This is a genomic window from Streptomyces millisiae (assembly GCF_031845425.1).
Taxonomy (GTDB): Bacteria; Actinomycetota; Actinomycetes; order Streptomycetales; family Streptomycetaceae; genus Streptomyces; species Streptomyces millisiae.
Genome location: NZ_JAVREM010000001.1, coordinates 210,322 through 224,200, shown reverse-complemented (window position 1 = coordinate 224,200; position 13,879 = coordinate 210,322). Strand labels below are relative to the sequence as shown.

The 13,879-nt window shown below is 75.2% G+C and carries 12 protein-coding genes; 6 read left to right on the top strand and 6 right to left on the bottom strand.

Going from position 1 to position 13,879, the window contains the following annotated elements; genetic code table 11:
* Positions 1-67 precede the first annotated feature (67 nt).
* Entirely contained in the window at positions 68-1,765 is a 1,698-nt protein-coding gene (locus RNC47_RS00975) for a DUF885 domain-containing protein (RefSeq protein ID WP_311594636.1), read from the top strand.
* A 106-nt stretch (positions 1,766-1,871) separates the two neighbouring features.
* Here the strand turns inward: RNC47_RS00975 and RNC47_RS00970 are convergent, their stop codons facing one another.
* The 3 genes from RNC47_RS00970 to RNC47_RS00960 form a co-directional block, all read right to left on the bottom strand.
* Positions 1,872-4,883, bottom strand: a complete 3,012-nt coding sequence (locus RNC47_RS00970) for an AAA family ATPase (RefSeq protein ID WP_311594635.1) — start codon at positions 4,881-4,883, stop codon at positions 1,872-1,874.
* Between the two features lie 2 nt (positions 4,884-4,885).
* The gene (locus tag RNC47_RS00965) at positions 4,886-6,034 is read right to left on the bottom strand and encodes an exonuclease SbcCD subunit D (protein WP_311594634.1); all 1,149 of its coding nucleotides are present in this window, start codon (positions 6,032-6,034) and stop codon (positions 4,886-4,888) included.
* A 156-nt stretch (positions 6,035-6,190) separates the two neighbouring features.
* Positions 6,191-7,255 carry a pectinesterase family protein gene (locus RNC47_RS00960; RefSeq protein ID WP_311594633.1) on the bottom strand — a complete coding sequence of 355 codons (1,065 nt, stop codon included), beginning with the start codon at positions 7,253-7,255 and terminating at the stop codon, positions 6,191-6,193.
* Positions 7,256-7,415: 160 nt separating this feature from the next.
* On the opposite strand from RNC47_RS00960, the gene RNC47_RS00955 reads away from it, so the two are divergent.
* Entirely contained in the window at positions 7,416-8,525 is a 1,110-nt protein-coding gene (locus RNC47_RS00955; RefSeq protein ID WP_311594632.1) for an LLM class flavin-dependent oxidoreductase, read from the top strand.
* Positions 8,522-9,178: a CE1759 family FMN reductase gene (locus tag RNC47_RS00950; protein ID WP_311594630.1), complete on the top strand. Its 657-nt coding sequence runs from the start codon at positions 8,522-8,524 to the stop codon at positions 9,176-9,178. The genes RNC47_RS00955 and RNC47_RS00950 overlap by 4 nt, the downstream gene beginning before the upstream one ends.
* An 81-nt stretch (positions 9,179-9,259) precedes the next feature.
* On the opposite strand, the gene RNC47_RS00945 is transcribed toward RNC47_RS00950, so the two are convergent.
* Positions 9,260-9,637, bottom strand: coding sequence for a hypothetical protein (locus RNC47_RS00945; protein WP_311594629.1), 378 nt, complete (start codon positions 9,635-9,637; stop codon positions 9,260-9,262).
* 187 nt (positions 9,638-9,824) lie between these two features.
* Positions 9,825-10,451: an IMPACT family protein gene (locus RNC47_RS00940; RefSeq protein WP_311594628.1), complete on the bottom strand. Its 627-nt coding sequence runs from the start codon at positions 10,449-10,451 to the stop codon at positions 9,825-9,827.
* 80 nt (positions 10,452-10,531) lie between these two features.
* Between RNC47_RS00940 and RNC47_RS00935 the strand changes: the two genes are divergently transcribed.
* Together RNC47_RS00935 and RNC47_RS00930 are read left to right on the top strand one after the other, a co-directional pair.
* Positions 10,532-10,948 (top strand): CoA-binding protein, encoded by a 417-nt coding sequence (locus tag RNC47_RS00935; RefSeq protein ID WP_311594627.1) that lies wholly within the window; start codon positions 10,532-10,534, stop codon positions 10,946-10,948.
* Between the two features lie 230 nt (positions 10,949-11,178).
* A complete protein-coding gene (locus RNC47_RS00930) occupies positions 11,179-12,018 on the top strand; it encodes a nitroreductase/quinone reductase family protein (protein ID WP_311594626.1) in 840 nt (279 codons plus the stop codon).
* A 3-nt stretch (positions 12,019-12,021) separates the two neighbouring features.
* Here RNC47_RS00930 and RNC47_RS00925 read toward each other — a convergent pair whose 3' ends face one another.
* Positions 12,022-12,411 carry a VOC family protein gene (locus tag RNC47_RS00925; RefSeq protein ID WP_311594625.1) on the bottom strand — a complete coding sequence of 130 codons (390 nt, stop codon included), beginning with the start codon at positions 12,409-12,411 and terminating at the stop codon, positions 12,022-12,024.
* A gap of 149 nt (positions 12,412-12,560) precedes the next feature.
* On the opposite strand from RNC47_RS00925, the gene RNC47_RS00920 reads away from it, so the two are divergent.
* Positions 12,561-13,871 carry an acyltransferase family protein gene (locus tag RNC47_RS00920; protein ID WP_311594624.1) on the top strand — a complete coding sequence of 437 codons (1,311 nt, stop codon included), beginning with the start codon at positions 12,561-12,563 and terminating at the stop codon, positions 13,869-13,871.
* Positions 13,872-13,879: the final 8 nt, after the last annotated feature.

Genomic DNA, 13,879 nt, shown 5'->3' with positions numbered 1-13,879 from the left:
GGCCTGTCAGGAATGTCGGGGCCGAATGCTGATGACGAACCCGGCCCCGTCGTACCAGGATGGGCGCATGTCCGTTGACACCAGTGACACCAGCACCTCGCTCCCCCGTCAGCTCGCCGACCGTTATGTGGACGCGCTCGTCGAACTCGACCCGATCACCGGCACCTTCCTCGGAGTCCCCGAGAGCGCGGACCGCCTGCCCGACTACTCCCCCGCCGGCCAGGAGGCCCGCGCCGAGCTGGCACGCACGACGCTGGAGCGGCTCGCCGTCGCCGAGTCGCTGCCCGGCGCCGAGTCCGCCGGCGAGCGGCGCTGCGCGCGGCTGTTGCGCGAGCGGCTGACCGCCGAACTCGCGGTGCACGAGGCCGGCGAGTCGCTCCGCGCGGTGAGCAACCTCTTCTCGCCGATCCACGAGACGCGGGACGTCTTCAACCTGATGCCCACCGAGTCGGACGATGACTGGGCGACGGTGGCCAGGCGGCTGCGGGCGCTGCCGGACGCGGCGGAGAGCTACCGGCAGTCGCTGGCCGCGGGCCTGGAGCGCCGGCTGCCGGCCGGTCCGCGGCAGGTTTCCACGGTGATCGGGCAGCTGGGCGAGTGGATCGGGGGCGCGGACGACGGGAGTTGGTTCGCCGGCTTCGTCGCCAAGGGGCCGGAGAAGTTGCGTGCCGAGCTCGACGCGGCGGCCGAGGAGGCGACCGAAGCCGTGGCGCGGCTGCGGGACTGGCTGCGCGACGTGTACGCGCCTGCGGTCGAGGGCGCGCCGGAGATCGTGGGCCGCGAGCGGTACGCCCGGTGGGTGCGCTACTGGAACGGCACCGACCTCGACCTGGACGAGGCGTACGCCTACGGCTGGTCGGAGTTCCACCGGCTGCACGCGGAGATGCGGGCCGAGGCGGAGAAGATCCTGCCGGGGGCCACTCCGTGGGAGGCGCTGCGCCACCTCGACACCGCCGGCGAGGCCGTCGAGGGCGTCGAGGAGGTGCGGGTCTGGCTGCAGCGGCTGATGGACGAGGCGATCGAGGCGCTGGACGGCACCCACTTCGAACTGGCGGAGCGGGTCAAGCGGGTGGAGTCGATGATCGCTCCCGCCGGCAGCGCCGCCGCCCCCTACTACACGTCGCCGTCGCTGGACTTCACCCGGCCCGGGCGCACCTGGCTGCCCACGCTGGGCGAGACCCGCTTCCCGGTCTACGACCTGGTGTCGACCTGGTACCACGAGGGAGTACCGGGCCACCACCTGCAGTTGGCGCAGTGGGCGCACGTGGCGGACGACCTCTCCCGGTACCAGACGACGGTCGGCATGGTCAGCGCCAACGCGGAGGGGTGGGCGCTGTACGCGGAGCGGCTCATGGACGAGCTGGGCTTCCTGCACAACGCTGAGCGCCGTCTCGGCTACCTGGACTGCCAGATGATGCGCGCGGTGCGGGTGATCATCGACATCGGCATGCACCTGGAGCTGGAGATCCCGGCGGACTCGCCGTTCCACCCCGGCGAGCGGTGGACGCCCGAACTGGGCCTCGAGTTCATGCGGCGGCACAACGGACGGCCGGCGGAGTTCGTGGAGAGCGAGCTGGTGCGCTACCTGGGCATGCCGGGCCAGGCGATCGGCTACAAGCTGGGCGAACGGGCCTGGCTGCGGGGCCGGGAGGCGGCCCGCGCGGCACGGGGCGCGGCCTTCGACGCCAAGAAGTGGCATATGGCGGCGCTGTCCCAGGGCTCACTCGGACTCGACGACCTGGAGGCGGAGCTGGCCGCACTCTGACCCACGATCCGGTGCCGGGCACGGCCGTCCACGCCCGGCACCGGCTCAACGGCGGATGGAGACTGCCGGGTGGAGCCGGTGGGTGTCAGGTGGTTTTTCCGGGGCTTCAGCCGGTGTGGTGGCGGACGGTGGAGCCGTGGCGGGTCTTGACGACCTCCAGTTGGGCGGGGATGCGGGCGCGCAGGTCGGGGACGTGGCTGACGATGGCGACGCTGCGGTCGTGCTCGCGCAGCCCGTCGAGCACGTCGAGCACCTCGTCGAGCGACTGCTCGTCGAGGCTGCCGAAGCCCTCGTCGACGAAGAGGGTGTCGAGCCGGGGGCCGCCGGCCTCCTCGGCGACGACGTCGGCGAGGCCGAGCGCGAGGGCGAGGGAGACGAAGAAGGACTCGCCCCCGGAGAGGGTGGCGGTGTCCCGGGTGCGCCCCGTCCAGGCGTCCATGACGAGCAGGCCGAGGCCGGAGCGGGCGCGGTGGGCGGCCCTGGCGTCGGTGTGGACCAGGGTGTACCGGCCGGCGGACATGCGGTGGAGTCGGGTGCTGGCGACGGCCGCGACCTGTTCCAGGCGGGCGGCGAGCACGTAGGTCTCGAGACGCATCCGGTACTCGTTCTCCGGCGAGGTTCCGGCGGCCAGGCCGGCGAGCCTGGTGATGCGGCGGGAGGCGAGGCGCAGCGGGGCGAGCTCGGTGGCGTCGGCCGCGGCGGTGGCGGACAGGGCGTCGAGCTCGGCGCGGCGGGCGCGGGCCACGGACTCGGCGGTGGCGGCGGCGCGCAGCCGGCCGGCGGCGGCGGTCAGGGCGGCCCGGGTGGCCTCGGGGTCGGCCGGCGGCTCGGCCGCGGCGGCGGTGGCCGCCGGGTCGGCGAGCGCCGCGGCGACGGCGGCGCGCTCGGCCCGCCAGGCGTCGACGCGGCGGCGCAGCCCGGCGCGCTCGCCCTCCGGCAGGGCGGCCTCGGCCGCGGCGCGCGGGCTGTCGAAGCCGGCCCGGTAGGCGGCGTCGGCGAGGCGGCCGTCGGCCTGTTTGCGGCGGTCGGCGGTCTCCTGTGCGGCGCGGGCCGCGGCGGCCGCGGCGGCGAGCGCCTCGGCCCGGCGGGTGAGGGCGGCGGCCCGGTCCGCGACGGTGGGGGCGTCGGCCCTGGCCCGGTCGACCTCGGCGCGCAGGGTGGTGAGCTCGGCCGTGAGCGCCGCCTGTCGTGAGGCGCGGGCGGCGCCGCGGCGCTCGGCCGCGCCGCGCTGGTCGAGCAGGCGGGCGTGTGCGGCCTCGGCGGCGGCGAGGGCCTGCCGGGCGGCGGCCTCGCCGGACGCTTCGGCGCGCGCGGCGGCGAGCTCGGCCTCCAGGGCCCGCACGGTGCCGGCCAGTGCCTCGGCCGACTCGTCGCCGGCCTCGGCGGTCGCGGCGGCGTGGTCCGCGCGAAGCGCGGCGAGCTGCTGTTCCGCCCGGGCGCGGTGCCGCTCGGCGGCCTGGTGGGCGGTGCGGGCGGCCTCCTCGGCGGCCCGGTCGACGTGGTCGGAGGTGGGGCGCGCCGGGCCCGGGTGCTCCTCGGCGCCGCAGACGGGGCAGGGCCGGCCAGGGTGCAGCGCGGCGGCGAGCTCGGCCGCGATGTCGCCCAGCCGGCGCTCCTTGAGGTCGAGCCAGTGGGCGTAGGCGTCGGCGGCGGCCTCCCTGGCGGCCAGCAGCGCCTCGCCAGCGGCGGTCAGCTCGGCGGACAGCCGGTCGCGGCGGTGGGCGGCGGCGAGCCGGTCGCGGGCCAGGGTGAGCCGCTGGGCGACGGCGTCGGCGGTGGCGGCGGCGCCCAGGACCCGCTCCAGGTCGTGGCGGAGCCGCTCGGCCTCGGCCGGCCAGGGGGCGAGCCGGCGCTCGGCGTCGGCCAGCGACACCTCGTCCGCGGCGGCCTCCTCGGCCAGCGCGGCGAGCTCGGCGTCGATCGCGCCGGCGCGGGCCTCGGCGGCGCGCGCGCCGGCCAGGGCCCCGAGCGCCTCCCGGGCGGCGCGCTCGCGGTCGGCGAGCACGGCGGCCGGGGAGTCCGCGAGGTCGGGCGGCAGCGCCGCCCTGGCCTCGCGCTCGGCCAGGGTGGCGGCGCGGTGCTCGGCGTCGGCGGCCGCGCGCAGCCCGAGGGCGGGGGCGACGGACTCGGCGGCCTGGGCCCGGTCGAGGCGGGCGACGTCGGCCGCGTGCGCCGGCTCGCCCGCGGCCAGCGCGGCGGCGCGCTCCCGGGCCCGGGCGTGCTCCCGCTGGAGGCGGGCGCGCTCGGCGGTCTCGGTGTGCCGGCGCTCCGCCGCGACGTGGGCGGCCTCGGCGTGCTCCAGCGCGAGGACGGCGATCGTGTGCCGCTCCCTGGCCGTGCAGCGGGCCTGGGCGGCCCAGCCGAGGAGCGGCTGGGCCGGGTCGGTGCCGACCGGCGCGTCCTGGGGGTCGGGGGCGGGGCCGAGCTCGGCGGCGTCGGGCCCGGCGGCCTGGAGGACGCGGTTGGTGAGGGCGAGCAGCCGCTCGTCCGCGGCCCGGACGCGCTGGGCGGCGGCCGTGCGCTGCTCGGCGAGATGGGCCTCGGCGGCGGCGAACCTGTGGGTGCCGAAGAGGCGGCCGAGCAGCTTGGCCCGCTCCTCCGCGCCGGCGCGCAGGAAGCGGGCGAACTCTCCCTGGGGCAGCAGCACGACCTGGCAGAACTGCTCTCGGCTCATGCCGCCGAGCAGCCCGGCGAGCTCCTCGCCGATCTCCTGGTGGGAGCGGCTGAGGGCGCGCCACGCCCCGGTCGCCGGGTCGTGCTCGCGGAGCAGGGCGCGGGCCCGCTCCCGGGTGGTGCCGGTGCCGCGCCGCTTGGGGCGGTCCTGCTCGGGGGCCCGGGTGATCTCCAGGCGGCGGCCGCCGACGGTGAGGTCGAGCACCACCTCGGTGGCGGTGCCCGGGGCGGCGTGGTCGCTGCGCAGCGCGAGCGTGGCCTGCTGCCTGGCGCCGGGGACGGAGCCGTACAGCGCGAAGCACACGGCGTCCAGGATGGAGCTCTTGCCGGCGCCGGTGGCGCCGTGGAAGAGGAAGAGTCCGGCGGCGGAGAGCCGGTCGAAGTCGACGTGCTGGGCGGTGCCGAAGGGGCCGAACGCGGTGAGGGTGAGGCGGTGCAGGCGCATCGTCAGCCCTCCCGTGACCTGGCGGCCTCGAGGGCGGCGGCGAGCGCGGCCCGCTCGTGGGGGTCGGGCGGGGCGCCGCCGCGGACGTGGGTGACGAAGTCCTCGGCGATCTGCTGGTCGCTGCGGCCGCGGAGCCGCCCGGCGTAGGAGGTGCCGGGCGCGCCGGGCTCGCGCTCGGGTTCGAAGACGAGGCTGAGGATGTGCGGGAAGCGCTCGGCGAGGCGGGCCATGGGTTCGTCGGGGCGTGCGGGGTCGGTGAGGGTGGCCTCGACCCAGGCGGTCTCGTGGGGGGCGAGGGCGGGGTCGGCGAGCAGTTCTTCGAGGCGGCCGCGGAGCCGGGCGAGCGGGCGCGGCACGGGGCAGTCGACGCGCTCGGCGGCGAGCTCGCCGCGCGGGCCGAGGTCGATCAGCCACATGGACTTGCGGTGGTGTGCCTCGGAGAACGAGTAGGCCAGCGGCGAACCCGAGTAGCGCAGGCGGTCGGTGATGGTCTGGCAGCCGTGCAGGTGGCCGAGGGCGACGTAGTCGACGCCGGAGAAGAGCGCGGCGGGCACGGCGGCGGTGCCGCCGACGCTGATGTCGCGCTCGCTGTCGCAGCCGGTGCCGCCGGTGACGAAGGCGTGGGCGAGGACGACGGACCTGGTGCCGGGCGGTCGGGTGGCGAGGTCGGCCCTGACGCGGTCCATGGCGGCGCCGAGCACGGCGGCGTGGCCGCCGGCGGGGGCGCCGAACTCCTCGCGCACCAGGGCCGGTTCGAGGTAGGGCAGGCCGTAGCAGGCGACGTCGCCGTGCTCGTCGGCCAGGAGGACCGGGGTGCCGCAGCCGGCCGGGTCGGTGCGCAGGTGGATGCCGGCGCGGCCGATCAGCCCGGCGGCCACGCCGAGCCGCTGGGACGAGTCGTGGTTGCCGGAGATCATCACGGTCGGCACGCCGAGGGCGGCGAGCCGGTGCAGGGCGTCGTCGAACAGCCGGACGGCGGAGAGCGGGGGGACGGCCCGGTCGTAGACGTCCCCGGCGACCAGCACGGCGTCGACCCGGCGGGTGCGGACGGTCGCCACCAGGTGGTCGATGAAGGCGCGCTGGGCGTCGGCGAGGCCGGCCCGGTGCAGGCTCCGGCCGAGGTGCCAGTCGGAGGTGTGCAGCAGCCTCACCGCGGCGCCCCCCGCCGGCCCGTCGCGGCCCCTCCCCCGGTCCCCGCCATCCGCTTCGCTCCCCTGCCTCGGCCCCGGGCCCGCCGCCCGGTGATCACCGGGTCAGTCTGCCACCGGGGTCCGACAGCGGGCCCGGGGCGGGGGGTTACGCGGCGGCTACGGGGTCCAGTCGCCGAGCCAGACCGCCGGGGTGTAGGCGGTGGCCTGAGCGTCCGTCAGCTGCGGTCGGTCGGCGCTGGCGGGGCCGGATCCGGGCCCGGTGTTGCGGTGTTCCGCGAAGCGGTCGTCGCGCCAGGAGAAGCCGCTCATGTCGGTCCACGGGGCGGTGCGGACCGCGGCGCTGAGCTGGGTGTTGCGGACGATGCCCTGCGGGTCGAGGGCGGCGTCGCCGCCGGCGTGCCAGGGGCGGCCGAGGTGGTAGGTGCGGTCGGTGACGCCGCCGGTGATGGTGGAGTTGGTGATGAGGAAGCCGTTGAACTGGGGGGCGGTGGAGGGGGCCATCACATAGCCGCCCGAGCTGCCGTCGGGGCGGCGGGTGACCTCGATCGTCGAGTTGGTGATGACGGCGGTGGCGCGGCCGAAGATGAAGTCGACGTTGCCGCGGATGGTGGATCCGGTGATGTAGACGCGGCCACGGGTGTCGCGGCCCGCGGTGTCGAGCAGCAGCGTGTCCTGGTCGCCGTTGACGACGACGTTCTCCAGGCGGATCCGGTCGGCGCGGGTGCGCAGCGCGACGGCCTGGTGTCCCGACTGGTTGGCGTGCGCGACCTCGTCGAAGTCGTTGGCGAAGGTGAGGTTGCGGGCCTGGAAGTCGTCGGCGTCGGCCATGAAGGTGGCGCTGCCGCTGGTGCCGTAGGTGCTGCCGTCGGGCCGAGTGGTGCCGGCCGAGTTGTTGTAGACGATGGTCACCTGGGAGGGCGAGCTGCCGCTGCCGACCAGCCGGATGTGCGGCTTGTTGCTGGGGATCTGGACGGTCTCGCGGTAGGTGCCGGGGCGCACGGTGATGGTGACGGCGCTGGGGTTGCCGGCGGGGACGGCGTTGACGGCGGCCTGGACGGTGGTGTGAGTGCCGCTGCCGTCCTTGGCCACCACCAGGTCGGCGGCGAGGCCGACGTCGGCGGCCCGGGCCGTGGGGCCGGTGGCCAGCAGGGCGCCGGCGGCGAGGGCGAGGGTGGTGAGGGCGGCCGCCCGGCGTCGGCGGCGGTGCGGGGTGGGGTTCATGGTGGGGGGGATCCGTTCTGGCGAGGACCTGACATCAGCTGGTCGCCGCCGCGCGGTCGAAGGTTGCCCGCTGCGCGGGGGCGCCGGGCCGGGAATAGTGGGAGGCCACAGACCGTTGTCGCGGGTGATTCAAGGTTCAACCATCTGGAGAGTGGTGTCGATGACCGGGACGCAGTTCGGGATCTTCACGGTGGGCGACGTCACGCCCGATCCCACGACGGGCCGCGCCCCCACCGAGCGGGAGCGGATCAAGGCGATGGTCGCCATGGCCCAGCGGGCCGAGGAGGTGGGCCTGGACGTCTTCGCGACCGGCGAGCACCACAACCCGCCGTTCGTGCCCTCCTCCCCCACGACGATGCTGGGCTGGATCGCCGCCCGCACCGAGCGGCTGATCCTCTCCACCGCGACGACGCTGATCACCACCAACGACCCGGTGAAGATCGCCGAGGACTTCGCGATGCTCCAGCACCTGGCCGACGGGCGCGTCGACCTCATGCTGGGCCGCGGCAACACCGGCCCGGTCTACCCCTGGTTCGGCCAGGACATCCGCGAGGGCATCAACCTCGCCATCGAGAACTACGCCCTCCTCCACAAGCTGTGGCGCGAGGACGTCGTCGACTGGGAGGGCCGCTTCCGCACCCCGCTGCAGGGCTTCACCTCCACCCCGCGCCCGATGGACGACACCCCGCCGTTCGTCTGGCACGGCTCCATCCGCAGCCCCGAGATCGCCGAACAGGCCGCCTTCTACGGCGACGGCTTCTTCGCCAACCACATCTTCTGGCCCAAGGAGCACACCCAGCGGATGGTCGAGCTGTACCGCACCCGCTACGCGGCCTACGGCCACGGCACCGCGGAGCAGGCCATCGTCGGCCTCGGCGGCCAGGTGTTCATGCGCCATAACTCAAGGGACGCGGTAAGGGAGTTCCGCCCGTACTTCGACAACGCCCCGGTGTACGGGCACGGGCCATCGCTCGAGGAGTTCACCGCGCAGACCCCACTCACCGTCGGGACGCCGGAGCAGGTCATCGAGAAGACCCTCACCTTCCGCGAGTACGCCGGCGACTACCAGCGGCAGCTGTTCCTGGTCGACCACGCGGGGCTGCCGCTGAAGACCGTGCTGGAACAGATCGACATGCTCGGCGAGGAGGTCGTCCCGGTGCTGCGCGAGGAGTTCGCCAAGGGCCGGCCGGCCGAGGTACCGGACGCGCCCACCCACGCGTCGCGGGTGCTGGCCGCCGCCGCGCGGCGCGAGGGGGCGGACGCCGCATGAGGATCACCGTCGTCGCGTCGGGGCTGAGCGTCCCCTCGTCGACCCGGCTGCTGGCCGACCGCCTGGCGGCGGCCACCGCCGCCAGGACCGAGGGGGCGGAGGTCACCGTCGTCGAGCTGCGGGAACTGGCCGTGGACATCGCCAACCACCTCACCGGCGGCTTCCCCAGCCCGCGGCTGGCGTCCGCGATCGAGTCGGTCACCGACGCGGACGGGCTGATCGTCGTCACGCCCGTGTTCTCCGCCTCCTTCAGCGGCCTGTTCAAGTCCTTCTTCGACGTCCTGGAGCCGGAGTCGCTGGCGGGCAAGCCGGTGCTGCTCGGCGCCACGGGCGGGACGCCGCGTCACTCGCTGGTGCTCGAACACGCCCTGCGTCCGCTCTTCGCCTACCTGCGGGCCGTCGTGGTCCCCACCGGGGTCTACGCGGCCTCCCAGGACTGGGGAGCGGAGGGCGACGACTACGCGGCCGGCCTCGCCGAACGCGTCGACCGGGCGGCCACCGAGCTGGCCGCGCTGCTCGCCCCCGACACCCGGCCGACCCCGCCCCGACCGGTCGCCCGCGGCCGGCGCGACGACGAGCCGGCGAACGTCGTACCGTTCGCCGAACGGCTCGCCGCGCTCGGCATCGAGCCGCCCAGGGACCCCCGCGGCTGAGCCGGCGAGGCGGGGCGCACACGGCCGGCGCGGTCCCGCGCCGGCCGTGCCAGGCCGTTCAGGCAGCCGAGCCCGGAGGGATCAGGGCACCGTGCAGATGACGTACGCGGAGATGTTCTGGGTGGTGGAGCCGGTGTTCTTGCCGAAGACCACCCAGGAGCTGCCCGAGGGGCGGGTGTCGAGCAGGTAGATGTCGAAGGCGCTGGTGCCCGCTCCACCGCCGGTGGGCACCTCGCCGGGAGGACAGGTCACCCAGGCCGACCCCGAGGTGCCGGGGGCGAGGCTGGTCGGGGTGCCGGTGTACTGGTTGTGCGCGGCCAACGGCGTCACGCCCTCGACCGCGGGCACCTCCTTGACGTCACCACCCTGGGTGGAGCCGCCGCCCTGGGCGGCCGCGGTGGCCGTGCCGGCCAGCAGCACCGCGGTGGCGGTCGCGGCGAGGATCCTTGCGCGTCTCATGGCACCTCCATGCAGAGTCGTGCGAGCGCTCCCTCCGCGGACCGCGGAGGACCGGGCCAGACGCTACTGACGGGGCGTCAGGCAGGGGAGGCGCACGGCGCGGGTCATGTGAAGCTCACGACGGGAGCGTGGAATTCGTGATGCCACCGTGAAGCCCGTGTGGAATCGAGGCGCCTTCCTCGCCGACTCAGCCCGCCTCGTACACCTCGCCGCCCAGGTCGAGCCGCGCGGCGCCGGCGGTGGCGCCCGCCAGCCAGGCGCGGAAGGTCTCGACGTCGGCCTCCGGCAGGCCGAGCTCGACGGTCACCTCGACGCCGTACCGCACCTCCCGCACGGGGTGGCCGGCGGCCCGCAGCTCGTGCTCCAGGCGGCCCGCGCGCTCGTGCCCCACGGTGACGGCGGCCAGCCGCAGCCGGCGGCGCGGCACGGTACCGACCGCGTCGAGGGCGGCGCCGACCGCGCCGCCGTAGGCGCGGATCAGGCCGCCCGCGCCCAGCTTGACCCCGCCGAACCAGCGGGTGACCACGGCGGCGGTGAACCGCACCTCGCGGCGCAGCAGCATCTGCAACATCGGCAGCCCGGCGGTGCCGCCCGGCTCGCCGTCGTCGCCGCTCCGCTGGACGGCGGCGTCGGCACCGATGACATAGGCGAAGCAGTGGTGGCTGGCGGTCGGGTGCCGCTGCCTGACGTGGGCGACGAACGCCTGCGCCGCCGCCTCGTCGGCCACCGGGGCCAGGGCGCACCGGAAGCGCGACCGGTTCACCTCGGTCTCGTGCTCGCCCTCGCCGGCCACCGTCAGATACCCGTCCCGCATCGGGCCAGCGTATGCGGCGGGTGGGAATGGTCCGCGGGAGGATGGCGTTGGCCGGGTGGACGCGGACGAGGGAGGCCTGGATGTACGGCGACGAGGCGACGGTGGACCGGATTCTCACCGGGCTCGGGGACACATGGGCGATCGTGGGACTCTCCACCAACGCGCGGCGCCCCGCGTTCGGCGTCGCCCAGGTGTTGCAGCGGTTCGGGAAGCGGATCGTGCCCGTGCACCCGAAGGCCGAGACGGTGCACGGCGAGCGCGGGTACCCGACGCTCTCCGACATCCCGTTCCCGGTGGACGTGGTGGACGTGTTCGTCAACAGCGAGCTGGCCGGCCCGGTGGCCGACGAGGCGGTGCGGATCGGCGCCGGAGCCGTCTGGTTCCAGCTGGGCGTCGTCGACGAGGCGGCGTACGAGCGGGTCCGGGCGGCCGGCCTGGGGATGGTGATGGACCGGTGCCCGGCCATCGAGCTGCGGGCACCGAGGTACCAGCAATGAGATTGTCCGATCGGGCGGCCCGAGGTTAGGGTGCCTCCGTGACTACCGGGTCGGCCACGTGCCATGAGCGAGTGAGGTTGATCCCGGTCATGGCGTGATCGCCGACCGGGCCAGGGGCCCGCCGTTCTCCGTGGAGTGTCGTGTCGGGACCGCGCGCACGCGCGCGTCGTCCCTCCCATCGATCCCCATCGACCACACACCTCACGGAATCACGGAGAACCCGAGCGAGCATGCCCACAGACTTCAACCAGCGGATCATCGACGAGTTCCGCGCCAACGGGGGGCGCGTCTCCGGCCCCTTCGAGGGTGCCCGGCTGATCCTGCTGACCACCACCGGGGCCCGGTCGGGCGCCCGGCACACCACGCCGGTCGCCTACCTGCCGGACGACGGCGGGCGGATCCTGGTGATCGCCTCGGCCGCCGGCGCGCCACGCCACCCGGACTGGTACCACAACCTGGTGGCCCACCCCCGGGTCACCGTCGAGGACGGTGTGTTCAGCTACGAGGCGGAGGCCACCGTGCTCGCGGGCGAGGAGCGCGACCGCCTCTTCGCCCGCGCGGCGGAGGCCGACCCGGGATGGGCCGCGTACCAGGACAGGACCACCCGGACGATCCCCGTGGTGGCGCTGCTGCCGGCGGGCCGCCCGACGCCCACCGCCGCCTCGCCCGGCGCGGGGCTGCGGGCCGTGCACGACGCGTTCCGCCGGGAACTCGCCCTGATCCGAAAGGAGATGGCCGAGTCCGGCGGCGGGGTCGGGCTCGGCGCCCAACTGCGGGTGAACTGCCTGACGTTCTGCCAGGGCCTCGGCCACCACCACTCGATCGAGGATGGCGGCCTGTTCCCGCACTTCGAGCGGGTCCACCCGGAGCTGGCGCCGACGCTGACGAGGCTGCGCCGCGAGCACGAGCGGATCGCGGCGCTGGTCGAGGAGTTGCGGACGCTCGTCACGGCCGAGCAGTCGGAGCCGGGGCACGCGCTGGCCGAGGTCGACCGCCTCACGGCCGAACTGGAGGCCCATCTCGACTACGAGGAGCGGGAGTTGATCCCACTTCTCGACGCGCCCGGCTGAGCGCTAGGGCCTCGACGGCTGCTCGAGCACGGAGAGGAAGTTGCCGGCCGGGTCGCGGAACCAGGCGATGGGCGGACCGCCCTGGCCGCGGTGGACGCCCCGGGCGTCGGCTCCCTCGTACCGCTCGAAGGTGACCCCGCGCTCGGCGAGCCGGTCGACGGCGGCCTCGACGTCGTCGACCGGGAAGTTGAGCAGGGTGCAGGAGGCCGGGGTGTGGTTGGGCTTGGGGTAGACCAGGATGTCCCGGCCGCCCGCGATGTGCAGGAACAGCATGCCGTTCTCCGTGGAGACGTCGAGGCCGAGGGTGTCGCCGTAGAACTCCCTGGCCCGGTCGATGTCGTCCACGGAGAATCCGCTGAACGCCTCGGTGTTCCTGAAGACGGCGTCGGACATGGTGGCCCTCCGGGGGGTCGCGTGCTGGTGCTGTCCACGGTGCCGACTCCCCCGGCCGCCGGAAGTCATCGGTCGTTGGGCCGTTCGGGGACGCCGCGTCCCGCCGTTGCGCCTTGGGACGGGAGTCGCTTGCTGGTAATCCTTCTCGAATGACGCAAACCACCCAGGAGCCGCGGAACCGGTATGTGGATCTGCTGCGGTTCACGGCGGTCTGCTTCGTCTGCGTGGGGCACTGGCTGGTCACCGACATCAGTTACCGGGGCGGCCGGTTGCACGGCGTCGACGCCCTCGCCCTGGTGCACTGGGCGCACTGGTTGACGCTGGTCTTCCAGGTGATGCCGGTGATCTTCCTGGCCGGCGGCTACGCCAACGCGGTCTCCTGGTCCGCGCACCGGCGGCGGGACGCGTGGGGCGGCTGGCTGGCGGAGCGGGCCCGGGGGCTGCTGGTCCCGACCTCGGTCTACGTGGCGACGGGCACCGTCACCGTGGCCGTGTGCCTCCTGGTCGGGGTGGACGCGGGGGTGCTCGCGGAGTTGGGCTGGGCGACGGCCCTGCACCTGTGGTTCCTGCCGCTCTACCTGGCGCTGCTCGCCCTGACGCCCTCGCTGTACGCGTTGTACCGGCGCGTCGGACTGTGGCTGGTGACGGCCACCGTCGTGCTGGCGGCGGTGGTGAACGTGCTGGTGCTCGTCCCCCGGCTGCCGCTGGTGGGGTGGCTCAACTACCTGCTGGTGTGGGGCGGCATGTACCTGCTGGGCTTCGCCTGGCACGACGGGGCGCTCCGCGGCGCCCGGCCGTGGCTGATGGCGGTGGGGGGCACGGTGACCTGGGTCCTGCTGATCACCCTCGGCCCGTTCCCGGTGAGCCTGATCGGGGTGCCGGGGGCCCGGATCGCCAACGCCTCGCCACCGACCGTCGCGTTGTACGCGCACGCCGTCACGGTCATCGGGCTGCTGGTCACGGCCGAGGGCCCGGTCAACCGCTGGCTGCGGGAGCCCCGCCGGTGGCGGCGGGTGGCGGCGGGCAACCGGGCCGCGATGGGGCTCTACCTGTGGCACATGGCGCCGGCGATGGTGGCCGGGGCCGTGCTCTACCCGCTCGGCCTGTTCCCGGAGGTCCCGACGGGCACCGGCTACTGGTGGCTGTTGCGCCTCGCCTGGGTGGGGCTGCTCTGGGTGCTGCTGGTGCCGCTGGTGATGCTGGTGGGGTCGCTGCCCAGGCCGCCCGCCAGGGCGGCGCGCGCCGAGTGGCGGTCGGGCCCCTGGGTGGTGCTGGTCGCGGGTCTCGGCGCGTCCTGCTACGCGCTGGCCAGGATCGCGGTCGCGGGCTTCGCGCCGTCGGGCCGACTGCCCTGGCCGGTGCTGCTGTGCTACGTGGCCGGGGTGCTGCTGGTGCTGGTGGCGTGCGGGCGGCGGCAGCCGGCCGCCGGGACGGCGACCGCCGCCGCCGAGATCCGGTGATCCTCGCG